Annotated in this window: 25 protein-coding genes and 1 pseudogene; 7 read left to right on the forward strand and 19 right to left on the reverse strand. The window is 60.3% G+C overall.

The window, feature by feature from the left end:
* Positions 1–81: 81 nt before the first annotated feature.
* On the reverse strand, positions 82–459 hold the full coding sequence (locus tag AC1DYW_RS15835; protein WP_477226846.1) for a hypothetical protein: 378 nt from the start codon (positions 457–459) through the stop codon (positions 82–84).
* A gap of 89 nt (positions 460–548) precedes the next feature.
* Here AC1DYW_RS15835 and AC1DYW_RS15840 point away from each other — a divergent pair, with 89 nt between their 5' ends.
* Both AC1DYW_RS15840 and AC1DYW_RS15845 read left to right on the forward strand, forming a co-directional pair.
* Positions 549–2,225 (forward strand): winged helix-turn-helix domain-containing tetratricopeptide repeat protein, encoded by a 1,677-nt coding sequence (locus AC1DYW_RS15840; RefSeq protein WP_477226847.1) that lies wholly within the window; start codon positions 549–551, stop codon positions 2,223–2,225.
* A gap of 243 nt (positions 2,226–2,468) precedes the next feature.
* A complete protein-coding gene (locus AC1DYW_RS15845; RefSeq protein ID WP_457153404.1) occupies positions 2,469–2,801 on the forward strand; it encodes a hypothetical protein in 333 nt (110 codons plus the stop codon).
* A gap of 80 nt (positions 2,802–2,881) precedes the next feature.
* On the opposite strand, the gene AC1DYW_RS15850 is transcribed toward AC1DYW_RS15845, so the two are convergent.
* The 5 genes from AC1DYW_RS15850 to AC1DYW_RS15870 form a co-directional block, all read right to left on the reverse strand.
* The gene (locus tag AC1DYW_RS15850) at positions 2,882–6,085 is read right to left on the reverse strand and encodes an efflux RND transporter permease subunit (protein WP_477226848.1); all 3,204 of its coding nucleotides are present in this window, start codon (positions 6,083–6,085) and stop codon (positions 2,882–2,884) included.
* The gene (locus AC1DYW_RS15855; protein WP_477226849.1) at positions 6,082–7,296 is read right to left on the reverse strand and encodes an efflux RND transporter periplasmic adaptor subunit; all 1,215 of its coding nucleotides are present in this window, start codon (positions 7,294–7,296) and stop codon (positions 6,082–6,084) included. The genes AC1DYW_RS15850 and AC1DYW_RS15855 overlap by 4 nt, the downstream gene beginning before the upstream one ends.
* 266 nt (positions 7,297–7,562) lie before the next feature.
* The gene (locus AC1DYW_RS15860) at positions 7,563–8,567 is read right to left on the reverse strand and encodes an aldo/keto reductase (RefSeq protein WP_477226850.1); all 1,005 of its coding nucleotides are present in this window, start codon (positions 8,565–8,567) and stop codon (positions 7,563–7,565) included.
* An 81-nt stretch (positions 8,568–8,648) separates the two neighbouring features.
* Positions 8,649–8,864, reverse strand: coding sequence for a hypothetical protein (locus AC1DYW_RS15865; protein ID WP_477226851.1), 216 nt, complete (start codon positions 8,862–8,864; stop codon positions 8,649–8,651).
* A 417-nt stretch (positions 8,865–9,281) separates the two neighbouring features.
* Positions 9,282–9,434, reverse strand: a complete 153-nt coding sequence (locus tag AC1DYW_RS15870; protein WP_477226852.1) for a hypothetical protein — start codon at positions 9,432–9,434, stop codon at positions 9,282–9,284.
* Positions 9,435–9,823: 389 nt separating this feature from the next.
* On the opposite strand from AC1DYW_RS15870, the gene AC1DYW_RS15875 reads away from it, so the two are divergent.
* The 3 genes from AC1DYW_RS15875 (at position 9,824) to AC1DYW_RS15885 (ending at position 11,065) form a co-directional block, all read left to right on the forward strand.
* Positions 9,824–10,132: a DUF1236 domain-containing protein gene (locus AC1DYW_RS15875; protein WP_477226853.1), complete on the forward strand. Its 309-nt coding sequence runs from the start codon at positions 9,824–9,826 to the stop codon at positions 10,130–10,132.
* A gap of 267 nt (positions 10,133–10,399) precedes the next feature.
* A complete protein-coding gene (locus tag AC1DYW_RS15880) occupies positions 10,400–10,741 on the forward strand; it encodes a low affinity iron permease family protein (protein ID WP_477226854.1) in 342 nt (113 codons plus the stop codon).
* 66 nt (positions 10,742–10,807) lie between these two features.
* The gene (locus AC1DYW_RS15885; protein ID WP_477226855.1) at positions 10,808–11,065 is read left to right on the forward strand and encodes a PilZ domain-containing protein; all 258 of its coding nucleotides are present in this window, start codon (positions 10,808–10,810) and stop codon (positions 11,063–11,065) included.
* A gap of 458 nt (positions 11,066–11,523) precedes the next feature.
* Here AC1DYW_RS15885 and AC1DYW_RS15890 read toward each other — a convergent pair whose 3' ends face one another.
* Positions 11,524–11,820, reverse strand: coding sequence for a hypothetical protein (locus tag AC1DYW_RS15890; RefSeq protein WP_477226856.1), 297 nt, complete (start codon positions 11,818–11,820; stop codon positions 11,524–11,526).
* A 270-nt stretch (positions 11,821–12,090) separates the two neighbouring features.
* On the opposite strand from AC1DYW_RS15890, the gene AC1DYW_RS15895 reads away from it, so the two are divergent.
* Positions 12,091–12,330, forward strand: a complete 240-nt coding sequence (locus AC1DYW_RS15895) for a hypothetical protein (RefSeq protein WP_095091359.1) — start codon at positions 12,091–12,093, stop codon at positions 12,328–12,330.
* Between the two features lie 79 nt (positions 12,331–12,409).
* On the opposite strand, the gene AC1DYW_RS15900 is transcribed toward AC1DYW_RS15895, so the two are convergent.
* The 8 genes from AC1DYW_RS15900 to AC1DYW_RS15935 form a co-directional block, all read right to left on the reverse strand.
* The gene (locus AC1DYW_RS15900; protein WP_457155303.1) at positions 12,410–12,616 is read right to left on the reverse strand and encodes a hypothetical protein; all 207 of its coding nucleotides are present in this window, start codon (positions 12,614–12,616) and stop codon (positions 12,410–12,412) included.
* Positions 12,617–12,895: 279 nt separating this feature from the next.
* On the reverse strand, positions 12,896–13,129 hold the full coding sequence (locus AC1DYW_RS15905; RefSeq protein WP_477226857.1) for a hypothetical protein: 234 nt from the start codon (positions 13,127–13,129) through the stop codon (positions 12,896–12,898).
* A 226-nt stretch (positions 13,130–13,355) separates the two neighbouring features.
* Positions 13,356–13,892, reverse strand: coding sequence for a DnaJ domain-containing protein (locus AC1DYW_RS15910; RefSeq protein ID WP_477226858.1), 537 nt, complete (start codon positions 13,890–13,892; stop codon positions 13,356–13,358).
* A gap of 802 nt (positions 13,893–14,694) precedes the next feature.
* Positions 14,695–15,045, reverse strand: coding sequence for a hypothetical protein (locus AC1DYW_RS15915; protein ID WP_477226859.1), 351 nt, complete (start codon positions 15,043–15,045; stop codon positions 14,695–14,697).
* Between the two features lie 132 nt (positions 15,046–15,177).
* On the reverse strand, positions 15,178–15,327 hold the full coding sequence (locus AC1DYW_RS15920) for a hypothetical protein (protein WP_477226860.1): 150 nt from the start codon (positions 15,325–15,327) through the stop codon (positions 15,178–15,180).
* Between the two features lie 80 nt (positions 15,328–15,407).
* Positions 15,408–15,692: a hypothetical protein gene (locus AC1DYW_RS15925; RefSeq protein WP_457155158.1), complete on the reverse strand. Its 285-nt coding sequence runs from the start codon at positions 15,690–15,692 to the stop codon at positions 15,408–15,410.
* A gap of 31 nt (positions 15,693–15,723) precedes the next feature.
* Positions 15,724–15,867, reverse strand: coding sequence for a hypothetical protein (locus AC1DYW_RS15930; protein ID WP_477226861.1), 144 nt, complete (start codon positions 15,865–15,867; stop codon positions 15,724–15,726).
* A gap of 80 nt (positions 15,868–15,947) precedes the next feature.
* Positions 15,948–16,745 carry an STM3941 family protein gene (locus AC1DYW_RS15935; RefSeq protein WP_477226862.1) on the reverse strand — a complete coding sequence of 266 codons (798 nt, stop codon included), beginning with the start codon at positions 16,743–16,745 and terminating at the stop codon, positions 15,948–15,950.
* A 286-nt stretch (positions 16,746–17,031) separates the two neighbouring features.
* On the opposite strand from AC1DYW_RS15935, the gene AC1DYW_RS15940 reads away from it, so the two are divergent.
* Entirely contained in the window at positions 17,032–17,859 is an 828-nt protein-coding gene (locus AC1DYW_RS15940; protein WP_477226863.1) for a DUF4344 domain-containing metallopeptidase, read from the forward strand.
* 210 nt (positions 17,860–18,069) lie between these two features.
* On the opposite strand, the pseudogene AC1DYW_RS15945 reads toward AC1DYW_RS15940, so the two are convergent.
* The 4 genes and pseudogenes from AC1DYW_RS15945 to AC1DYW_RS15960 form a co-directional block, all read right to left on the reverse strand.
* Positions 18,070–18,327: pseudogene (locus tag AC1DYW_RS15945) on the reverse strand (CbtA family protein); the annotation flags it as partial.
* Between the two features lie 175 nt (positions 18,328–18,502).
* Positions 18,503–18,877: a hypothetical protein gene (locus AC1DYW_RS15950; RefSeq protein ID WP_477226864.1), complete on the reverse strand. Its 375-nt coding sequence runs from the start codon at positions 18,875–18,877 to the stop codon at positions 18,503–18,505.
* Positions 18,878–20,109: 1,232 nt separating this feature from the next.
* On the reverse strand, positions 20,110–21,156 hold the full coding sequence (locus AC1DYW_RS15955; RefSeq protein ID WP_095087775.1) for an HlyD family secretion protein: 1,047 nt from the start codon (positions 21,154–21,156) through the stop codon (positions 20,110–20,112).
* 11 nt (positions 21,157–21,167) lie between these two features.
* Entirely contained in the window at positions 21,168–22,424 is a 1,257-nt protein-coding gene (locus AC1DYW_RS15960) for a glycosyltransferase family 2 protein (RefSeq protein ID WP_477226865.1), read from the reverse strand.
* Positions 22,425–22,483: the final 59 nt, after the last annotated feature.

Genomic DNA, 22,483 nt, shown 5'->3' on the forward strand with positions numbered 1-22,483 from the left:
GGACGGGGTCCGATCTCGACGACCTTGGTCGCGCTGGTGCCATCCTTCGGTCCAAGCGTGAACAACCAGGAACCTGCAAGGTCACGGTTTTGATGCCTCCGATGCATAGTCGCAGTAATGGAAGCTGGCGAGATAGCCGGGGAGTACGCGCATGAACTCCTGTTGATGGGTCCAAGCTCTGCACTCGGCCATGGAGGTCATGGGTTTCACTTGGGGGATCCTGACCAGCTCCCCCTGGTCGGTCAGAAGGATTGTGACAGCGAAGGTGGTGAACATGCAGTCATCCATCGACCTAAGGCTGGCGGCATAATAGGCGCCGGGGTTGGGACGGACGTCGTCTGAGGCCGCCTCGATGACGTGATCAGAGCCGCAGAGTTTCGCGATGCGGGAATCCGCTTTCGCAGCCGTTGGCGCTGTCACGAGAAGAGCGAGAGCGATGATGAGCCTGGCGCGTTTCATGTCATCCTCCCGTCCAATCCGGCACTGGTGGGATCACTTGGAAGCGAAGGCCGAAAGGGATAAGCTAGGAAGCGCGCCAAGAGGGTGAAATGTCCCGAAAGGCTCCTGAAATTGACCCGAAACCTGCTGAAACGATCACATTCGGCGGTTTTTTCTCGCTGACGAAAAGCAAACAACTCCGGACCGTCGACGGTAAAGCGGTCGATCTTCGCAGCCAGTCCACTGAGGTGCTCTGCCTGCTCGCGGCGCGACCGGGCGAGATCGTGTCCAAGGACGCGCTGATGCAGGCGGTCTGGCCCGACACCTTCGTGACCGACGACAGCCTGACCCAATGCATTGCCGATATTCGCCGCGCATTGGGGGACGACGCGCATGCGATCGTGGAAACCTTGCCCAAGAGAGGCTACCGACTGAATGCCGATCCATCGGCCGCGGCGGACCCAAACGCCGCGGCCGGCATGGAACGAGCCAAGACACGGTTTTCGCCGCGCGGCTTCATTCTTGCTGCGATCGTTCTCGTCGCGGCAGCGATCGGCGCATACTACGGCGCGGAAACATGGCAAGCCGCTCCCGTTCGTTCGAGCGACATGCCGAGGATTGCAATCCTTGCCTTCGACGACTTCAGTGCCGGCGGGGACAAGGGATATCTTAGTGATGCCGTCGCCGAGGGGATCATCACCGAGCTTGCGCGGAGCAAGACCTATGCCGTCATCGCCCGGTACTCGAGCTTCAAGTACCGCGGCCAGCCGGTTGATATTAGGCAGATCGGAGATGAACTCGGCGTCGACTACCTGCTCGAAGGCAGCCAGCAGAAGATTGGAGACCGGCTGAAAGTGACCGCGCAGTTGCTGAATGCGCATGATGGATCGCATGTGTGGGCCAACACCTACAACCGGGAGATTGGCGATCTTTTCGTCGTCCAGGAGGAGATCATCCGAACGCTTGCGGATCGGGTCGGGCAGAGCATCGAGCGCCCGCTGCCAAGGAGCGGCGCCGCGCATGTCAGCGCGCTCCGCTATTACCTGATGGGGAGGGCCAAGATCGGAGAGGATATCTCAGCCGAGGGGAACGATCTCTTTAGGCAGTTCAGCCTCAAGGCGATCGGAGCGGATCCGAACTCCCAGTTCGGCTATATCGGGCTGGCCTGGTCCTATCGCAATGACGCGGTATTCGGGTGGCACGCGCAGGAACACAACCGGGACGAGGCGCTGAAACTCGCTGCCGAAAACGCCGACAAGGCCATCCTGCTCGCTCCTAATGACGCTGGAGCGCATGAGGTCCTCGCCAGCATCCAAACCGAAGCTGGAGAGGTCGAGCAGGCCCTTGCCCAGTACGATCAGGCGATCGCCTTGAACCCCAGCGACTCGCATATCCTCGTCATGAGTACGAACGTGCTGCTGTATGTTGGCCGCGCCGACGAAGCGATCGATCGGATCGAGCAGGCCAAGGGCATCGATCCCTTCCACCCTGACTGGTTCCACTGGCAGATGGGCTGGGCGCTCTGGGAAAAGAATGATTGTGGGGCAGCGCTGGCGGCGATGCGGAAAATGTCCAGGATCCCGAGCGGCGCACAGCGCATGCTTGCGGGGATCCAGGCTTGTCTAGGAAACAAACGAGAGGCAAAGGAAGCGCTTACGGTTTTCCTCCAAAACACTCCCAGTGAATCCATCAGTAAAGAACGAAGGGAGTGGGATAAGATTTGGACCGCACCCGGAAGCCTCGACCGCTGGATCAAGCAGATGCGGTTCGCAGGGTTGCCGGAGTGACGGCCGACCGTATGCGGCCTGGCAGAAGCCAATTGGCCGCATAAAAACCGTTGAAGCCTTTGGATTGTGGGCGGTAGTTGCCCTCAAAAGCAAGATCATCCTTCGCAGGAATATTGGGTGCGGGAAAGTCGGTAATGGGACCGGCTTGCGCCAGTCAGCCGAGGGCCAATGGCATTTCTAAAGGAACGCTAATATACATGGACGCTCAAAGGAGCAGCGCCTGCCAGATAGTTGAGGAAGGCCATGCGAAGGTTCATCGTCACGGCGGTGTGTATCGCCGCCGCAACAGTCGCCAGCGCCCATGATTGGTACGAAAACAAGTTCGATCCGCAGACGAAATTCAAGTGTTGCGGTGGTTCTGATTGCCGCGCCATACCTCGTTCTTCGGTGCGGATGAGGGGCGACGGCGGTTACATTTACTTGCCGCATAACTTCATCATCCCACGGGACCGCGTGCAGGAATCCCCGGACGACCAATACCATATCTGCGAGAATACCTACGTCGTAACCAATCAGCTGTATTTGCGTTGTTTTTTCGCGCCGCGCGTGAAGATCTCCCTACTCCTCCCAGGTTAAGGTCAATACTGCGCGTCGCTACCGGGATCGTTGCCGCGCCGCGCCGATAAAGCCGCGCCCGGCGCGGCGAATTCGTAACCCTACTCGATGGCCGTCTCCGATGGCGCCTCTGTCGGCCCCGAAGGCGCGGCCTCGGCACGGGGCTTGCGCCGTGAAAACAGCGACCGGAGCGTGACGTAGAACACCGGCGTCAGGAACAGGCCGACGAAGGTGACGCCGAGCATGCCGGAGAACACCGCGGTGCCGAGCGACTGGCGCATTTCCGCGCCCGGGCCCGTTGCGATCATCAGCGGCACGACGCCGAGGATGAACGAGAAGGCGGTCATCAGGATCGGCCGCAGCCTGAGCCGGCAAGCTTCGACGGCAGCCTCGGCGGCCGACAGGCCGCGTTCCTCCGCCTGCCGCGCGAATTCGACGATCAGGATCGCGTTCTTGGCGGCAAGCCCGATCAGCACGATGAGGCCGATCTGCACGAGGATGTTGTTGTCCAGGCCTCGGAAAGACACGCCGATCAACGCCGCGAGCACGCCGAGCGGCACCACCAACACAATGGCGAACGGCAGCACCCAGCTTTCATATTGCGCCGCCAGCGCCAGGAACACGAACAGCACCGACAGTCCGAAGATATAGACAGCGGCATTGCCGGTGTTGCGCTCCTGATAGGCGAGCTCGGTCCATTCATAGGAGGTACCGGCCGGCAGCGTCTTTGCCGTGATCCCTTCCATCAATGCCAGCGCGTCGCCCGTGGAAACGCCGGGCGCGGCGTTGCCCTGCAGCGGCACCGAGACGTACATGTTGTAGCGCTGGACCAGCGCCGGGCCGGTGACGTCGCGGATCTCGATCAACGTGCCGAGCGGAACCAGCGCGCCGGTCGCCGAGCGCACCTTCAGTTTCAAGATGTCGGCGCGATCGAGGCGGAACGCCTGGTCGGCCTGCGCCCGCACCTGGTAGACGCGCCCGAAAGCGTTGAAGTCGTTGACGTAGGCGGTGCCCAAATTGATCGACAGCGTCTCGAAGATGTTGGGGATCGGCACGTTCAGGATGCGCGCCTTGTCGCGATCGATCGCCAGGAAGAATTGCGGGCTCGACGCGGAGAACGTCGTGAACACGCCCGTCAGCCCCGGCGTCTTGTTGGCCTGGCCGGCGATGTCGTTGGCAAGCGCCAGGACCTGCCGCATGTCGGCGCTGTTGCGCTCCTGGATCAGCAGCTTGAAGCCGCCGGCATTGCCGACGCCGCGGATCGGCGGCGGCGGCAGTGCGATGATGAAGGCTTCCTTGATGGTTTGCAGGCTACCGAACAGATTGCCGATGACCTTGGTCGCCGACTGGCCGGCTTTCAGTCGCTCGTCAAACGGCTTGAACCTGGCGAAGATCACGCCCGCATTGCTGGCGTTGGTGAAGGTCGCGCCGGAGAAGCCGGCGAAGGCGACTGCGTAGTCGACGCCTGGCGTTTTCTGGATGATCTGCGACGCCTGCTTAATGACCGCATCGGTCCTCGACAGAGAGGCGCCGTCCGGCAGTTGGACGACGACGATCGCATAGCCCTGGTCGAGCGTCGGAATGAAACCGCGCGGCACCGCCTGCACCATGTAGACCGTGGCGCAGATGAGGGCAGCGAAAACGGCCAGCATGGCGGCGATCGTTATCCACGAGCCGACCAGAACGCGGATGATGCTCGAATACCAATGGGCGACCCTGTCGAAGCCGCGATTGAAGCCGTCGGCGAGCGCCCGTGCGAACCGTGCCAGGAAAAAGCGCGGCGGCGCCGCCGCGGCGTGGTGCGGCTTGAACAGCAGTGCGGCCAGCGCCGGCGAAAGCGTCAGCGAATTGAATGCCGAGATCGCCGTCGACACCGCGATGGTGATCGCAAACTGCAGGTAGAACTGCCCAGAAATGCCGGGGATGAAGGCTGTCGGCACGAACACGGCTATCAGCACCAGCGAGATCGCGATGACCGCCGTTCCGACTTCGTCCATGGTCAGGTGCGACGCAGGATTGGGCGCCAGCCCTCTGGCGATATTGCGCTCGACGTTCTCGACCACGACGATCGCATCGTCGACGACGATGCCGATCGCCAGAACGAGGCCGAACAGCGTCAGCATGTTGAGCGAGAAGCCGGCGGCGTAGAGCACCGCCAGCGTGCCGATCAGCGACACGGGGATCGCCACGATCGGCACGATCGCCATGCGCCACGATTGCAGGAAGACGATGATGACGATGATGACAAGCACCATCGCCTCGAGGATCGTCTTGTAGACCTCCTGGATCGACTCGGCGACGAACTCGGTCGGATTGTAGACGATGTCGTAGCTCAACCCCTTCGGGAAGTCGCGGGAAAGCTCCTTCATCTTGTCCTGGATCTGCGCGGCTGCGGCGAGGGCATTGGTGCCCGGCCGCTGGAAGATGGCGAGCGCCACCGCCGGTTTGCCGTTGAGATAGGAGTTGGTGACGTAATCCTTGGCGCCGAGCTCGATGCGCGCCACGTCCTGCAGCGAGATCAGGCGGCCGTCGTCGGCCGATTTGACGATCACGTATCGGAAGTCGCGTGCGTCGTTGAAGCGGCCTTGCGTGGTGACCGTGTACTGGAACGCCGTGCCGGTGTTGGTCGGCGGCGCGCCGATCGAGCCGCCCGACACCTGGACGTTCTGGTCGCGCAGCGCCTGCACCACATCGCCCGAGGTCATCGCCAGGGCGGACAGTTTTTCCGGATCGAGCCAGATGCGCAGCGAATATTCGCGTTCGCCGAAGATGGTGAGGTCGCCGACGCCGTCGAGTCTGAGCAGTATGTCGCGCACCTGCGAGCGGGCGTAGTTCGAGACGTAGAGCTGGTCGTAGGTATTGTCGGGCGACAGCATGTGCACGACCATCATCAGGTCGGGCGAGCTCTTGGTGGTGGTGATGCCGAGGCGGCGGACTTCTTCGGGCAGGCGCGGCTGGGCGATCGACACGCGGTTCTGCACCAGCACCTGCGCCTGGTCGAGATCGGTGCCCAGCTTGAAGGTGATGGTCAGCGCCATTGCCCCGTCGCCCGACGAATAGGACGACATGTAGAGCATGCCCTCGACGCCGTTGATCTCCTGCTCGATCGGCGTTGCCACCGTCGCTGCGATCGTCTCGGCGTCGGCGCCCGGATACTGCGCGCGAACGACGATGGTCGGCGGCGCGATCTCGGGATATTGGGCGACCGGCAGCTGGGTATAAGCAATCCCGCCGAGGATCAGCAGGACGATCGAAACGACCGATGCGAAGATCGGACGGTCGACGAAGAAATGTGCGAACCTCATTGCTGCAACCCGGCGGTCTCGGCCTTGGGCGGCAACGTCACCATCTCGACCTTCACCTTGGTGCCGGGCCTGGCGTGCATCAGCCCGTTGACGATGATCGTCTCGTCGCCGGTCAGGCCCTGGCGGATCACCCGGTAGCCGTCGAGAAGCGGGCCGGTGCGCACGGGCTTCGCTGACACCATCCCGGCCTCATCCACCAGGAACACGATGCGGCGATCCTGATCGGCGCCGATCGCCTCGTCGGGCACCAGCACGCCGCTATGCGGCAGCGACCCCGGCACGTTGATGCGCCCGAACATGCCTGGCTGGAGAATGCCGTCGGCGTTGGGAAACGTTGCACGCACCCGCATGGTGCCGGTCGCGTTGTCGATCCGGTTCTCGGCAAAATCGAGCTTGCCTTTGAATACCGCCTCCGCGCGGTCGGCGACGCGAACCACCACCTCGAGCCCGCCGTCGCCTTCCTGCATGCTGCCGCCGCGCTCCTTCGCGTCGCGGGCGTAGCTGAAATACAGGCGCTCATCGACGTCGAAATAGAAGTCGATCGGATCGCGCGTAACGATGGTCGTCAGCAAGGTAGAATCCGGCTGCACGAGGTTGCCGACCGACACCAGCCGGCGGTCGATGCGGCCGGACAAGGGCGCCTTGATCTCGGTGAATTCCATGTTCAGGCTGGCCGTCCTCAGCGCAGCCGTCGCGCCCTGCATCTGCGCCTGCGCGGAAAGGTATTCCCGCCGGCGGTCGTCGACCGTCGAGGTTGAGATATTGCCGGTCTTGGCGAGTTCGTCGGCGCGATCCAGCTGCATCTTGGAGAATTCGAGCAGACTCTTGGCGACGTCGACTAGCGATTTGGCGGCATCATAGGCCGCCTGGTACGGACGCTGGTCGATGGTGAAGAGCAGGTCGCCCTTGTTGACCAGTGCGCCGTCCTGGAAGCTGACCTTGTCCAGATAGCCGCTGACGCGCGAGCGGATGGCGACTTGGTCGACGGCTTCGAATCGCCCGACGAACTCGTCGTCTTCGACGATTTCACGGACCACCGGCTTGGCCGCCGTCACCACGGGTAGCGGCTGGTCCTGCGCAAACGCAGTGCTGCCGAAAGCGATGCCGAGCAGGAACGCCGCCGACACGGCGGCGCGGGCAAGCCAGCCGGCCGATCGACGGGGTTGCCCGCCCGCGTCGCGATGCCATTGCGCATCCTCAGGGGTGTCCATTTGCGTCCTCGCTCGCTGGACCCGGAGGTCGGTTGATCCGCTTCTACGCTCAGGCTTGTTCGTCGAGATCAGAGCACTGCAGTGTTGTGCAGGGCAACATGATCATTTTCCATGTGGGCTGAAATGTCCACCCCGTGGCTGCCCCGCACCGGGCTAAAGCCAGTCGAAAGCGTGCGCAGAGGCGCTGCGCTTAAATCCTCGCGCTCCCGGTTGGTATTTCTGGCTTATTGGAATGGCTCAGATTTCCGCCGGCTATGCCCAGACCCCTACCGGTCGACCATCGCCAACCCGCGCTGGCCGTAGCGCGGGCCGGAGATTTTTCCCGGCGCCAGCGCTTCGTCGAGCCCGGCCATCTCGGCGGCATCGAGCTTGATTGCGACGGCGGCGATATTCTCCTCCAGGTATTTTCTCCGCTTGGTGCCGGGGATCGGCACGATGTCGATGCCAAAACCGGTGCCCTTGTGCAGCAGCCAGGCCAATGCGACCTGGCCGGGCTTGACGCCTTTGGCCGCCGCGATGTCGCGCACCTTGGCCGCCGCCTCGACATTGGCGTCGTAGTTTTCGCCCTGGTAGCGCGGGTCGTTGCGGCGGTAATCGCCCTCGGGATAGTTTTCCGCACGACTAACCTCGCCGGTGAGGAAACCGCGGCCGAGCGGCGAGAACGGCACCAGGCCGATGCCGAGTTCGCCGAGCAGCGGGATGATCTGCGGCTCCAGATTGCGCTCCCACAGCGAATACTCGCTCTGCACCGCCGACACCGGATAGACGGCATGCGCGCGGCGGATGTTGGCCGCACCCGCCTCGGACAGGCCGAAGAACCGCACCTTGCCTTGCGCGACCAATTCGCCGACAGCGCCGGCGACCTCCTCGATCGGCACGGCCGGGTCGACGCGGTGCTGGTAGAGCAGGTCGATATGGTCGGTGGCGAGCCGGCCGAGCGAGCCTTCCACAGCCGCGCGGATATGCTCGGGCCGGCTGTCGGTTCCATCGAGCTGCTTGCCGTTTTCGATGCGGAAGCCGAATTTGGTGGCGATGGTCACCTGGTCGCGCTTGCCCTTCAGCGCCCGGCCGAGCAGGGCCTCGTTGGTATGAGGGCCATAGACCTCGGCGGTGTCGAGGAAGCTGCAGCCGAGTTCGATGGCGCGGTGCAGGGTGGCAATGGATTCGCCCTCGTCGGCCGGACCGTAGGACTGGCTCATGCCCATGCAGCCAAGGCCGATGGCCGAGACCTGCAGCCCTTGGCTGCCGAGCTTGTGGGTTTTCAGGGTCATGGCTGGCGTTCTCCGGTGGGGGGATCACCAGACTATAGCGGCCGCTCGCTCATTTCCCACAGCCTTTCGGCCGCGCTGTCTTCACATGTTCGAGGCCACGTCGCGGGAAGACAGTGGCTTGGGCTTGTGGGCCGGACGCTGCCTTGTCTTGTGTTCAGCTTTGCGGGGCGCGGCTTTGACCGTGTTCAAGGTCTTGGGGGTCGCGGTCTTAAGGTTGGCGGTTTGCGGCGCTTGCGCCTTGCGGCGCCTGAGCCAGCTCAAAGACAGTTCGGCAAGGAGACTGCGCAGACCTTTCACAACGTCCTCCTCCTGTTGGGCGACGGGATAATTTCCGATGGCGCGACTTGTTCCACCCGCGGATGTTCCCGGGTTGGGCTTGGGTCGAGCGGCGCATGCGACCTAAGTCCGATCACAAACCGCAATGGTCTTGCCGGTGGCGCCGCTGGGAACAGTCGGCTCTCACGGTCGTTGTCCGCTGCAGATTTGCTGGAGGAAGCTATGGATAGGAGTGTTGGCCAGGCACGCTGGTTGCTCGCACCGATCTTCGCGGTTGCCATCACTTTTATGGTGATTGGAATTACCTTCGGCTGACCGACCTCCAAGGATCGACCTCGAACTTTTCCGATCGGCGCAGCCACGTCCCTTCCTGCGCTGATAGGGTTTGCTCGCCGCACCTGTGCGGCGAGCAAACCCTCAAGTCTCAGCCCTTATGTGTCAGTGAGAGTAGTAGGCCAGGGTAAGATAGACTGCCGGTGCGGAGATCAAGCAAATCGCCATTCCGATGACCAACGCCATCGCAAGGCGTTCTGTGCGCCTGACAATATCAGCAATCTCGTGGTCGTCGGGAGAGGGGATGAGATCAAGCACGGAAAGCACCTCGGGGACGCGAGCATGGTTGTCATTTGCTGGTCGGGTGTCGTCATCATGTGTGCTCGGTCTCTGGATACAGGTCACTGTTCGCCTCGCTGTGGGAAACGCCACGCCGCCGCTGCGGGGACGCTAGAGGTGGTACCCCGCTGTGTGGGGAAATGGTGGACTCTCGGTTGATGCCGAGGAAAAGGGCTCGTGCTCGGGGCCCCAGTTCTCGCGCGGTTCTAACGTATCGGCCAGGCATAGGTTGCCCGCTAAGACTTCAGTCGTACCACCCCCGGACCTTAGCCTGAGCGGCGGAACGCAATGCTGTGGGGCTCGTTGCTGACTCGTGATTGGCAGTCAAACCTGGCTGCCAAATTGGCGCAAGAAGGAAAGATTTTGTCATGAAGAAATATCTTGTCAGTGCAGTCGCAGGCCTCGCGCTGGTCGCTGGAATTGGTGCTGCCCTCGCGGAAAACGTCGTAATTCTCAAGCCGGAACAGCAGACGGTGGTTCGCGAATACATCCACAAGCAGAAGCTCGCATCCATCAGCCTGCTGGGTGTCGAACTCAACGTCGGCACGGCCCTTCCGGACACGGTCGAGCTTCACGCCATCGAGGTGCCCGACGTCAAATACAAGTACACGGTCATCGGCGACCACGCCGTTCTCGTGGATCCCGATACCCGCAAGGTCGTGCAGATCATCGAGTAGGTCTGCCGCAGCAGGCGAGCCCGCTTCGCGATCTATTTCGGGAAGCGGGCTCCATGCATTTCTCCGTTGCAGTCATATGAGGAATCACTAATGTTCACTGACAAAGAGACCCGGTTTTTGGAGGCGGGCATGCTCCTGGCAGTGCCTGTCTGCGTGGCGGTCACCGCGCTGATCGCTGTCTTCGCCTTGGCTAGGCTATGATGGACAATATAGCAGGCTGCCGGCGCGATCTCGAGGCTTGGCTAGTCGGGAACGGGGACGGTTAGCATGAACCGCTTCCTGTTCGTCGCGGCCGACTTTCTTTCCCGGCCCCCGGGTTTCTATGTGATGCTCATAGCCATGGTACTTTGCACTGCGCTGGTGCCTTTCGGGCTGACAAATGCTGTTACCTATGCGCTGTCGGTTGCGGCCATCGTGATCACCGGTGTTGTCCTCATACAGGGCTATCGCGACACCGCCGCCATCCACGCCAAACTCAATGAGATCATCATTGCCCTTGACGAAACCCGAAACGACGTTGTCGGGTTGGAGCATGCCGAACCGGAAGAGATCCGGGCAAAGCTTGTGAAGCTCGAAGAAGAAGCGGCCCGAACAATTGGGCCGGCATGAATCCCCATTGCGTGACAAGGAAGATCTGCGGCACGCCGCCTTGCAGGGTTCCAGGAGGAATGAACGATGAGCCCCACGGATCCGCCAGTAGAACGACGCGCTGATGCACGGGGGATTGTTCTGAAGGATGCGATCATTATCACGGACGATGCCAAGATCAGTTGCTCGGTCAGGAATCAGCACGTTCACGGCGCGGAGTTGCGGGTGGACCCAGGCGTAACAATTCCCGACCGTTTCGTCCTTCACGTGCCCGCGGACGACGCCAGCTATCGTGCCGTGGTGCGGTGGAGACGGAACGAGCGGCTTGGCGTGCAGATTTATTGAACCAGGATCATCCCTGGCCCGGCCAGTGGGTGGCCAGGTCGGGACTGCGCTACCCCTGACGAGAATGCGCTATCCCTGATATCCGAGCGGCAACCGCATCCAATCCGTTGTCATAGATCCGCGTCAGCACGCCTTCCGCGGCGTTGGCTCGCTGGGATGTGCAACCAATCAGGTCCCGCCCTCCCAAGCTCGCCGGCGCATTGGCAATACGATCCCAAACCGCCCAGGTTCCGTCTGTCTCGATGTGGCAATAGAATCGGTGTTGTTGATTTTCCATAATGGGAAACGCTCAACACCCGCTTTGGGGTCCATGCTGATGGCAACGTGGTTAATGTCGCAGCCGTTTCGACTGAAAGCCGCCTCAGGCGCACAGCGCCGCAAGGCACGGAGCGGGACGGCAGCGTCCTGCGTCTGGTCGAATGGCGCAGCGCTTACAGGCAGCCCGCCGTTTTGGCTGCCTATTGGATCGAGGCCAGATGAGGCAGGTCAAGCGGGGAAATGCGCTCGCCATCTGCGTCGGCAAGGTCATCCACGAGCAAACCGGCCATGCCGTCGAATTCGATTGCCGCGCCAATGAGTTGAGCCGCCTGCAGGACCAGGCGTTCAATGTCCTCGAGGGCGACATTCTCGGCCAGATTCCTGATCCTGACCTGCTCCGCAACCATCGAGATGTTGACGATGCCCGCCGTCCTGAATGCCGTCAGGACCGCTGAATTGACGTCATCGCGCAAGCGCGCCGAGTAATCATATCGCATCGAAACCTCCCAAAGGGATCGGTTTTCTGTTCAGAGTGCACTATGCGCCGGGCGTAAACTCATGGCAAGTGAAATATACAAAATACTCAATTAAATCAGTTAGTTAGCATAGTTACACAAATGCGAAGCCGGCGTTTGATGCTTATCATGTGTGGGAAACGCCGTTCACCCATCGCAGGGTCTTGACGCATAATGCGGCCTATCATAATTATAAGCTGAGTGAGACAGATACTAACTCAACACATTCTTGGTCCTGAGCGAGGAAGCGCCATGGCTGAACTGGAACGCCCCGAACGACTGCAGATCATGCTGACGGCTGACGAACTGGCCGCGCTGGAGAACTGGCGATATGACAAGCGCATGCCGAGCCGCTCGGCTGCGGTCAGGGAACTGCTGCGGCGCGGTCTGGCCTCGGACGGGTTCCTGACGGCGGAGCAGGGGGTGAAGTCGCAGGATTTTGGAATCCTGCCCACCGACGGCAATGGGATTGCCGAGGGCGACAAGGAGTAGGTCGCAACTGAGCTGGTCAGTTGGTCGCAAACGGCAGCGGGCGCCGGCTGACAGGCCGGGACCCGACTGCTCTCGACCCCTACAGGATGCTGGTCGTCACTTCGACGACGATCGCCGCACCTTCCAGCGTGCCATTCGTCACATGCACCACACGCGATACCCGCAGGTCCTGCGCATTTCCGTTGATCGACAGCGAAACGCTTTCGCCGATCCGGGGAACCGCTTGGAAGACGGCATCGGTGGCTTCCGGCCGGTTGTCGATCGAGATGCGGCAGTTGACGGTCATGGGATATCTCCTGGGTCTGACGGCCCCCGGTCGTCAACGCAGGTTCGACAAAATGGTTTCAGGATGGCTGGAGGTGAAACTTATTGGAGCCTGGGTTCGTATAGGGCTCCAGTTGCTCCATTTCTCGTTCTACGCGGAGCAACTGGCTCGCTGGGGAGGGCGTTGGGGCTGCCCCGGCGAGTTGCTTATCATCGATGATGCGGGTCGCCCGGTTTTGCCTTTGCGGGATTATCTTCAGGGTGGCCAAGCGGCCACGCGCGCTTCCGGCACCGGCTCTTTTCATTTTGTCTCGCGTGGCACGAGATAGCTGGTCACCGTGCCTTGCCCAATTCCTCGCTTGACCACGACCGTCGTGTATTGCGCGGGCAGGGATGCGGTGACGTTCGGGTCGATCGACTTGCACCTTCCGACGATTTCGCCGTTGGGAGAGCTTGCCAGCCTCCGCGCCAGCGAAGCCCGGCACTGGTCAAGCGATGTGTACATCGTCGACGCCGTATCGATGGGTTTGCACACGGAAGCTTCTCCCCCCGGGCTGCACGAAAGCAAAAGCATCACTGCCGCGGTTGCCGAATCCATTCCCTGAGCTCCCATATTGGATGAGCTTCAACGCGGAAGTGCGAGCTTGGTTTCGCGGTCGCTAAAAAACCAATCCGCATTGCCCAACCTGGCGAGCGGAGAAGTGCCAGGGATGCGCGAGGCACTTCGGCGGCATGGAACTACAGCACGGCGAGCTGCCGCTTCAGCTTGTATGATCCAGCAGTCTGGTGGTGGGATCACGACGATGTTCGGTATGGGTGCGATCGATGCCTTCCACGGTGATCGCGAACGTCCCGTTTTCGATCCTTCCTATCCAGCCTTTGGCTTTCAGATACCAAAGATGAAACTCCAGATGTTCACGCGGGCAGTCTGCCATGCGTTCGAGTTCTGTATCGCCAATGCCGGGATTGTTGACGTCTTGTCGGCGTTTGACATAGAGCAACGAGAGCACTTTGGCCTGAATGACGGCATCCCGTTCTATGCCTTTGGCGTTGCTGGCTTCCTCGCTCAACCCGTGGCGAATGTTCAAATGCTCTTTATACTCGATGTCGTACTGCGCGCGCTTGACCGGATCTTTGAGCGTATTGTGGGCATCTATGATTTCACTGAAGCGGGATTCGTCCCCGGTGTCCCGGTTGTCGGGATGGTAGCGCATGGCAAAATAACGAAATATCCGTTCTATCGTTTCCGAGTTGGCGTTCGGACTGATTTCCAAAAGTTCATAGTAATCAACGAACAAATCGGTGCTCCCACGACATCGTTGTCAGGCAATGCATTGGTCTTAATAAGACAAAGGGCCTGGCCGCGAAAGAGTTGCGATCACAGGCCCTTGTCGTCGGGTTCATTTCGAAGAGTGCGCCTGTTACCGCACTGTCGCAAGCTGGACCATGGTCCGTGGACCTGAGATGGTAAATGCAGCGTCAAAATGCCTGACATAACCAGTCAGCGGCGGCGCGAGCCTTGTTTAGATGCCGCGATCGCCAGCCAAAGCGCGTCGCGTTTGAACGTATTCAGGCGACGCGCTTTGGGTCTTTGTGTTGTGCATTTCGTCTATCCCAAAACCGGGCCACTTTTGGGCACATGCACTAACCGCGCGGTCTAGCCTTCGGCCCTGGCCTGCTTTCCGACGGGTTTGCGGTCAATCTGGCGGATCGCCTGTCTCTCAGCCACAAGGCGGTCTTTTTTCTTGCCAGCAGCTCATCGCGAGCGCCTTCCGCGCCATGCTTCGCGGCAATCGCATAGTCGGCCCTGTTCGTTCGATAATCGTCGTTTTGCACAGACATTGCTTCCTCCCGTGCAGCGGGCGTTTTTCCCCTTGGCCCGCGCAGGACTAGCTAAATGCCGGTGCACCGCGCGAGTCTACAAATTGGGGATTGTATTAAAATGATACAGGCCGCCGCCGCGCCTGCCTCTCGTTGTTTTTGATGGCGTCTGCCTGGCTCGGTGCCTCCTTGGAGCCTGCAAGATGGAGCCTGCAAGATCGAGCCGGCAAGGAAACCTGGACGCGAGCACCCCGACAAATCCAACCCGCGGTGAACGGCTCAGTCCACAATGATGTGTCCCTCGACATCTCCGTCGATGCTCATCCCACTCATGCGGCGATGCCAAAAAAGGCACTGGGCCGAATGATGGACAAATGTGCCGTGGTCGTCCCGCGTCGCGTACTCAATCCTTGCTTCGCGGGCGGCGAAATCTTCTTCGGCATGCAGGAGCCGATAGCCGTCGTATAGGCGAACAGACCTAACTGTCCTGACGGCCGAAGCTGTCCTGAGTGCCGACATCATCCTGACGGCCGAATCGCACGCCGGTATCATGCCCCAGCGCTCGCCATCGGCGTGCGCAGACAGAGCGGCCGTTGCTGCCAATAGCTCTGCCAGGCAAACGCGCTTCATCGCCTCGCCTTTCGCCAGCCCACTGCCAGCGCTTCATGCCATCGCTTCGTGAGGTGCTTTCGCTAACGGTCAGCCTGATTGGCGCCGGATGATGGTGGACCTTGCCCAAGTTCCCTTGAGAGCTTGCGATTTTTACGCGGTCTGAATCTGTTCGGGAGGCGTCCCGCCTGACATTGCAATCAACCGTGCACCGGCAAAGGCGGCCAGAATTGTGAACACCGCAGTGATGTTTAGGAACGCAAGAACGATCCCGCTCTGGTCATAGCAACTGGCGAATTCCATGACATTTCACCCCTTGAAACCACCCTGCATGATGACTCCAGTTCAGGCGAAATACAAGCTACCGCTAATGGAGGAGTGGCTCAGTCTGAAATAACCGGAATGATCAGCACGCCGAGGACTTCGATGAGGGGGATTACCACGTAGATAGCAACGAAGCCGGCAATCCACATCCCGATCTTGACCAGCCAGGACGAATGAAGGGTCGCCTTCCAAGCGAAAAATGCGCTCGCGACGCCCAAACCCAATGCGAGAATGCCAATGACCGGAGACCGCGTCATTGGCAGCATTAGGTCACCAAAAAGTAGAAAGATCGCGCTAATGAAGATTAGCTGGGCCGCGAGCCCAAATAGAAACGCGCGTTTCACGCGGCCCTCCCGGTGCTATCTTTTATCGGCATCAGGCGACGGCTTTCGCTTGTAAGGGCCGCAGCCCCAGCTTCGGCGCAACTGCATTCATCTTCTCGCAAATATCGTCAATTGACCAGAGTGTAGCGGAAACGCCAGCGGCCATTGCTGGCGTCATCTTCAGCGTCTTGTGCATTTTCCTTCGCCAGGGCGTAGGCGAGCGGACAGAGGGCACGCGCTGGTAGGGGCCCTGGTCACCTGGCCGCAATCGCGGCGCTAGCGTACTTGCCAGCCGAACACAAGCCGGTAGGCGATTGCCGACACTATGGCCCCTATTTGTGCGTCGAGGGCGAGCGTGCCGATCGGGTTCGGCCACGGGGCAAGCGCATACTGCAGACACCCTACAGCAAATGCGACAAGCGCCCCCAGGATGATCGCTTGCTTGAAGGAAATAATGACGTGCCCGGGGGCCTTCCCGAGAGGCATTCCCGCTGGCCGATCTGAAGGCAAATTTCCGGCCGATGAAAGAATGGCAGAGTGAGCCCCGGCCACCGCGCTCACCGGCTCGGCTTCGTTGCTCAGTGCCTGCTGCCGATAGGTGTTAAGGACTTCGACCATCTTCTCAGTCGATAGCGGCCATCCCGAACCGGACAGGCCAAGCTCCATCCCAGGCCTCCGGTTCAACGGCGACTTGGCGCCAAGTTCGAAGCGAAAGCCGATCGACTTGTAGCGGTTCTGCTTCCGGACGTGAAAGCCTTGAATGTCCCGCCATGCAATCTTCAACGGAGATCGAACAAAGCCGCCGCCGATCGCAAAGCCACTCCCGTCAAGGATCAAAGCACGCGGGCGGATGAACGATAATGCGCCGCCCAGCGCAGCCAGTCCGAAGAAGACTATGGCAACCCATCCCACAACTTCGTACTTGACCGCGACCAGGCCAGATTGAGCGGCGAAGTCGCGGACCATATGAGCTCCCATCCAAACGAAGGCGATGCCTCCGAGGAGATAGAAAAGGCTCTTGGCGCGTGACCCTCTTATGGTCTGAGGCTCGACTGGTTCGGTCGCGTCCTGCATGATTTCCCCCGAAGGCCGCCGCTGCCGCCAGCAAGCTGACATTCGAGAATAAATCTCTGCCCATTCGGCCGCTCTTAACAGTGACCTACTTTCCCTCGTCCAGGATCAGCGCGATGATTAGCGCGTCATCTGATCAGTAACAGATTGTGCGTGGGTGTGAGAAAACGACAGCATTTGTCGGCCGCGACTGCATCAGGCAGGCACGGCAGAGGTTGTCCAGACACAAGGGCAGGGCTGCCACTGCGCAGACGTCAGACAATGCCGCGATGGCATAGAGGAGAACGTGATGAGAGTGATCTTGCTGTTGCTTATCACCTGGGCGGTAGTCGCGCCGGACACCTTGACGACAGCACTTGCCGCTCAAGCCAACCGGGTGACCGTGAGCTATGTGCTTCCCAAGAATTCAGCGCATCAGCCGATCTACGAACAACTGAAGGAAGTCAGGTTTCTGGAGAGGTTGCAGCAATTTCTCAGTCCGTTCCGACTGCCGCGCCCTTTGCTGGTAAAGGTGGAGGGATGCGACGGTGACGCCAATGCCTGGTATGAAGACAACGTGATAACGATTTGCTACGAGTACATTGAGCAACTCCGGAAAACCATGCCCGCAAACACCACGTTGGCCGGCGTCACGCCGGACGACGCCGTCACGGGTCCCTTGTTGGATACCTGTTTCCATGAATTTGGCCACGCCCTATTCGAGATGCTGCGGGTGCCGGTGTTTGGACGCGAGGAAGACGCCGCTGATCAGGTGTCTGCCTACATCACGCTGGAACTCCATAAGGACGAGGCACGCAGGATCGTCGGGGGCACCGCCTACGCGTATAAGACCGAGGCGGAGGCCGCGACAGCTCCACCTCAAATGGCGAAATTTGCGGACGTACATGGCACGCCAGCGCAACGCTTCTACAACGAGTTGTGCTTAGCCTATGGTGCCGACAAGGAGCAGTTCGGCTACATCGTCGATAAGGGATACTTGCCGAAGGAACGAGCCGAGGATTGCGCAGACGAATACCAACAGGTCAGTTATGCGTACAAGAAGCTGATCGAGCCACATGTCGACCGTCATCGTGCTAAAAAGGTGTTCGACAAGGGTTGGCTACGGCCGAGTGGATAGTGGCGGTGTCGTGCCGGCCGTGCGGCCCGAACTCATCATAGCTAAGCCGGCCGCGCACGATTCGAAGATCCGTGTGCCCCGACTTGCCGGTTGCGAATCGCCAAACTCGCTATGCGCCTCGGCGGTTGCGATAGGCAAAAGCCAGGGCTAAACGGCCAAAAAGAAAATGGCCGCCAGGGCACGAAACCTTGGCGGCCACCGCATGGGATTTCAAGCGCGCGCGAGGCGGGCTTGGCTGGCGGCCGCGAGTTTCCGCTCAGCCACGACGCCGAACAAGAGCCCGATCACCGTCCACAGGATGAGCTGGATCCCCATCGACGCGACGCGGAACTGCCACAACAGCACGGCCGAGAACTTCTCCGGCACCTCGTTGATGTCGGGCAGCGCCACCTTGACCAGCGCAAACACGATCAGGAAAGCGATACCGGCTATGATCGAGGCGTTCCACGCTCCGAGCTGCTTCCATAGGCGCCAGGCCGCGCGGAGCGCTTTGGCGGTCTAGGACAGCGGCATTTCTCATTGGCGTTTCAGCCATGTGGATTTCGGACATCCTGTTCGAGATGATCGTCCGGAAGTTCAGGCCCGCGGCTGAAGACTGAGGCCTCTCATTCGCGGCACTTCAAACCACGCCATCGGCGTGCTCTCAGGGGTGACGGTAGATTTTATATTTAGGCTTTATTTGGCGATAAGCCAGATTTAGGTAAAGGCTTTCATTTTGTATGAAATCGGAAACCCATATTCTACCGTCATAGATAGCCATGTGTCCGGAAAGATGCCCATCTATTCCCTGTATAACTACAACGTCTCCAGCAATTGGCATGGTTATATTTGTCTCAACAAATCCAGCGTTTGTTAGATTCCGTCCGTAATCTTTCGCGTCACCAGTTGGAACCAACGTTATGCCGCCGCTTTCAATTGCCTCCCTTACAGATCTTGCACAATGACCTTTGCCATGACTTCCGCCAGCACCAGCATGTCCTCGCGCAAAGGAAATAGCCCTATTTTTATCCCAAGGCATAATAATGCTCCCGGCGTGAGCGGCATGAGCCTAGGGCAATTTACCCCAATACCGGCCCCTTGAAAATCGGACACCGCGCAGGGCGGCGGCCTTCGCTTATCGCCGCCGCGCTGAGCGTCATCCCTCGTTTGTAGTTCGCAACCAACCCCACCGCCGCTCGTTGATCCGATGCTGGTTGATCCCAGCACTCCATAAGACCCTGGCCCGCTGCCTCGTGGTGGCGGGCTTTTTTGTGCGCGAGGCTGGAACCCGTTGCAGAAAGTGGAAGTTCTGATTCTGCTCGGCAGTCACTCCCCGAGCAGCCGCTCCCGCCATCGTTATCCGGTGGCGGGCCTTTTTCCGCTAGCGGTGCGTCGCTCGCCGACACTCTGGCCGCTCGCGAAACGATGTACGTCAATTGCGGTCACCCGATGTGCTGCAAGTCGACAAAGCTCGATATCCAGTTGCTGATCGACAGGCTCGGGCCTGATCATGGGTCAATGCATTGGGATCTGGTCGGGCGCTTTGACTGCTCGGATTGCAAGGCAGAGGGTCGCGGCCGCAGCCCGGTGTTCTTCACGTGCATTCCCGACTACGCCGGCCAGCAGCAGGCACGGAACCGCGACTGGAAACCGACTTTCGAGAGCAGCTAGGATCATCTCTGATGGAAGTAGGCCGACGCCTATTGGGCGGGGGGCTTTGGGGTAACAGGCGCCGGCCAGAGACGGGCTCGAAAGTCCGCCCCCGCCTCCAGGTAGGGTAAGACGGTCCGTTCTCGTATGGTGTGACCGCGTAGGTTAGGGCCTTGCCGTCAACCGAGGACCACCAACAGGTCGATCACAATGGCTGTCACAACAGGACCGATGATCCACCGCTATCGCGTCAGCCTGGGCTTCCCCAGTCCCCCGATGTTCGGCGAGGGTATGCCTATGCGGATGCGATACTTAAGGCTCTTGCAGATTCGGAGAGGCCTCATGCGTCACAGCGGAGCCTTGCCCGCCGAAGACACGACCATCTCTTTGTGGCACCGGCTGCATAGCGCGCTTGTTCCGACAATCTCGCAGGCATAATCGCCCGATAGGATGAGGCGTCGGCATTTTGGGCAGCCGTAGCCACCGGCTGATGGCACAAAATCGTATTCCGGGCCAACATACGCGCACATCATATGATGGAACACCGGGAACAGCTTGAGGGCGCCACCACAAGCGGGGCACTGCGACTGGTCGGTTTCAATTTGCATCAGGTGTTGCCGTTCAGTCGAGTCGCAGCAGCTGGATCAACCACTTAGCGATTCGGGCGGTGAAGTGGGTGTAATACATGTGAACGTAAACCGTTGAGCTGAGCGGCGGCGGGGTCACGCCGTTGTTGAAGCGGACTCGCGCAATCTGGGTAGCCTGTCGGTCGCCGCCGAACTGCGGCTGCCGGCCAGCGTAAATATCCGAGACCGGCAGAATGTCGATTATCGTCCCAGGAATTCGACGGTTGCCGAACAACACCTGGACCTGATCGTCTATCGTGGGATTGGCCAGACGCTCGTTGGGAACGTACCAGTCCACGAAGATGTCCGTCGGATCGAGGATCTCGGCGATCGGCGCGCCCGCCACCAGGGACTGGCCGGCATACGCGACATTGGTTGATACCACCCCCGCAACCGGCGCCAGGACTTCGCCGCCTGCGAAACTGCCCTCGATGGCATCCATGTGACCGCGAATCTTCTGGTTGAATTTGTCTAGGTCGGTAAGCTGAACAGTGGCCTCGGCGATTTCCGCTTCTTGCGAAACCACGGTCCTGAGGGCTTGCGCTCGCTCGCGGTACATGTCGACGCGATAACTGAGGCTGGCGGACGACATCTCCTCGATGTGTGCGATGGTTTCCTCGGTGAGTCGTAGATAGGAGCGCGAGGACGCCAGCGATTCCTGTGCCACCCGGAGTTTGACCCGTAGCTCGGCCCTGCGAACCGCGATGTCCGCCAGAGCGTTCATGTAGGTTGCGATGACGCTGTCGACCTGTGGCGAGTTGACCGTACCTATCACTTGACCGGCCTTGACCGTGGCTCCGGGCACCACGTTCATGGTCTTGATCTGTACGATATGGGGCAGTGAGACCACATAGCGGGGAGCTGTTACGGTGCCGGGTCCGCTCAGCAACACCAAGGGCGCGCCGAAATAGACGACGAAGAACGCAAGGATGCCAAATACGGTAGCGCCATATGCGAACCGCACAAGGCGCCCGGCCGCGCGCCGGCGGCTCTCGATCGGGTCAGGCACATTGGGATCGAGGCGGTTGATCGTTATGTTCATGACACCCTCCTTCAAACGGGGCCTCCGAACAGCGCACGACGGACGCGCGGTGGAACAAAGTCGTCATGCCGCGATGTGGCAAAGATGATCTCCGACGAATAGGAGAAGAAGCGGGCGCATTTCAGGTAGACACCTTGGTAGAATGGAAAGATCAGCGCCAAGCCCAGCCGAAAAAAACTGGCCGATCGGTCAAACATAACCAAGGCGAGTGCCATGTTGAAAAATGATAACCAGAGCAGCAGGACATAGATTGCGACGAGGAACGTAAGCGCTTGGCTGCCGAACAGCAGCACCACATAGGCCAGATAGAACGGAAGGCTCAGGGTCGGGACGAGGTCGAATATGATGAAGTCCAGCCGTTGCAACGAGTCCCTCAGGCGCTCGCGGCCTTGGAACAAGCCTAGCTCGCCATACATCATCAGGCGGACACGCAGCGCATCACGATCCCATCGGGCGCGTTGGCGCAACAGGCTGACGCCACTGACCGGACCGAGCGTTCCGGCCCAGGCGTTGGGGACGAAGCGAACCACATAACCCAGTCGTCGCAGCCGCAGCGTGAACTCCAGATCCTCACCAGGTCCGACGTCGAGCCCGCCCTGCCGCAGGAATACCTCGCGCCGATAGGTCGAGCAGGCGCCCGAAAGGCACGCGATGGCGCCGACGATGTCGAGCACGGACCGCCCAGCGCTAATCGACATCAGGTACTCGATGCTTTGAAGGCCGGTCCAAAGCGATTCGCTCTCGTTGACAATCCCAATGTTGCAGCTCGCGCCACCCACCCGCGGATCGCTGAACACCGAGGCGAGCCGCTCGACCGCGGTGGATTCGAAAATCGTGTCCGCATCAACGGTCATGAGTAGGTCAGCGCTTGCGAACCTGGCTGCGGCGTTGATCGCCGCGCTTCGACCGCAGCGAGTACCATGGCAAATCACCATGTCGACAAGGCCGAGAGCGCGCGCCTGCTCCGCGGTCGCGCGCGTATCGTCTGTCGAACCGTCGTCGACGATGATGATTTGGACCGGCCGTTGGGTCTGGCGATGCAACGAGGCGATTGTCGGGTGCAGTCCAGCCCCGCCGTTGAACGTCGGCACTATCACACTCACCGAAGGATGGTCGGAGCGCACTGGGCCGTACTGCGACTTCCGCCATGTTCCGAACAGAACCAATGACACCAGCGACAAGGTGTAGCGCGGTATGTCGAAGATCAACGCCGAAAAGGCAAGCAGGAACAGATTGGTTTCGGACAGCGTTTGCACCATCGCGAGCATGCTGGCCATCTCCCGAAATGTAACTTGGTAGCTAAGCACGAAAGCGCTGAAACCACGAC

The sequence above is a fragment of the Mesorhizobium sp. P2_D5 genome, from assembly GCF_056404355.1.

Excerpts from the sequence above, each read along its gene's own strand:
- AC1DYW_RS15835 (WP_477226846.1), bottom strand. The coding sequence starts at position 459 with ATGAAACGCGCCAGGCTCATCATCGCTCTCGCTCTTCTCGTGACAGCG.
- AC1DYW_RS15840 (WP_477226847.1), top strand. The coding sequence starts at position 549 with ATGTCCCGAAAGGCTCCTGAAATTGACCCGAAACCTGCTGAAACGATC.
- AC1DYW_RS15845 (WP_457153404.1), top strand. The coding sequence starts at position 2,469 with ATGCGAAGGTTCATCGTCACGGCGGTGTGTATCGCCGCCGCAACAGTC.
- AC1DYW_RS15850 (WP_477226848.1), bottom strand. The coding sequence starts at position 6,085 with ATGAGGTTCGCACATTTCTTCGTCGACCGTCCGATCTTCGCATCGGTC.
- AC1DYW_RS15855 (WP_477226849.1), bottom strand. The coding sequence starts at position 7,296 with ATGGACACCCCTGAGGATGCGCAATGGCATCGCGACGCGGGCGGGCAA.
- AC1DYW_RS15860 (WP_477226850.1), bottom strand. The coding sequence starts at position 8,567 with ATGACCCTGAAAACCCACAAGCTCGGCAGCCAAGGGCTGCAGGTCTCG.
- AC1DYW_RS15875 (WP_477226853.1), top strand. The coding sequence starts at position 9,824 with ATGAAGAAATATCTTGTCAGTGCAGTCGCAGGCCTCGCGCTGGTCGCT.
- AC1DYW_RS15880 (WP_477226854.1), top strand. The coding sequence starts at position 10,400 with ATGAACCGCTTCCTGTTCGTCGCGGCCGACTTTCTTTCCCGGCCCCCG.
- AC1DYW_RS15885 (WP_477226855.1), top strand. The coding sequence starts at position 10,808 with ATGAGCCCCACGGATCCGCCAGTAGAACGACGCGCTGATGCACGGGGG.
- AC1DYW_RS15890 (WP_477226856.1), bottom strand. The coding sequence starts at position 11,820 with ATGCGATATGATTACTCGGCGCGCTTGCGCGATGACGTCAATTCAGCG.
- AC1DYW_RS15895 (WP_095091359.1), top strand. The coding sequence starts at position 12,091 with ATGGCTGAACTGGAACGCCCCGAACGACTGCAGATCATGCTGACGGCT.
- AC1DYW_RS15900 (WP_457155303.1), bottom strand. The coding sequence starts at position 12,616 with ATGACCGTCAACTGCCGCATCTCGATCGACAACCGGCCGGAAGCCACC.
- AC1DYW_RS15915 (WP_477226859.1), bottom strand. The coding sequence starts at position 15,045 with ATGAAGCGCGTTTGCCTGGCAGAGCTATTGGCAGCAACGGCCGCTCTG.
- AC1DYW_RS15920 (WP_477226860.1), bottom strand. The coding sequence starts at position 15,327 with ATGGAATTCGCCAGTTGCTATGACCAGAGCGGGATCGTTCTTGCGTTC.
- AC1DYW_RS15930 (WP_477226861.1), bottom strand. The coding sequence starts at position 15,867 with ATGCACAAGACGCTGAAGATGACGCCAGCAATGGCCGCTGGCGTTTCC.
- AC1DYW_RS15935 (WP_477226862.1), bottom strand. The coding sequence starts at position 16,745 with ATGCAGGACGCGACCGAACCAGTCGAGCCTCAGACCATAAGAGGGTCA.
- AC1DYW_RS15940 (WP_477226863.1), top strand. The coding sequence starts at position 17,032 with ATGAGAGTGATCTTGCTGTTGCTTATCACCTGGGCGGTAGTCGCGCCG.
- AC1DYW_RS15950 (WP_477226864.1), bottom strand. The coding sequence starts at position 18,877 with ATGCCTTGGGATAAAAATAGGGCTATTTCCTTTGCGCGAGGACATGCT.
- AC1DYW_RS15955 (WP_095087775.1), bottom strand. The coding sequence starts at position 21,156 with ATGAACATAACGATCAACCGCCTCGATCCCAATGTGCCTGACCCGATC.
- AC1DYW_RS15960 (WP_477226865.1), bottom strand. The coding sequence starts at position 22,424 with ATGCTCGCGATGGTGCAAACGCTGTCCGAAACCAATCTGTTCCTGCTT.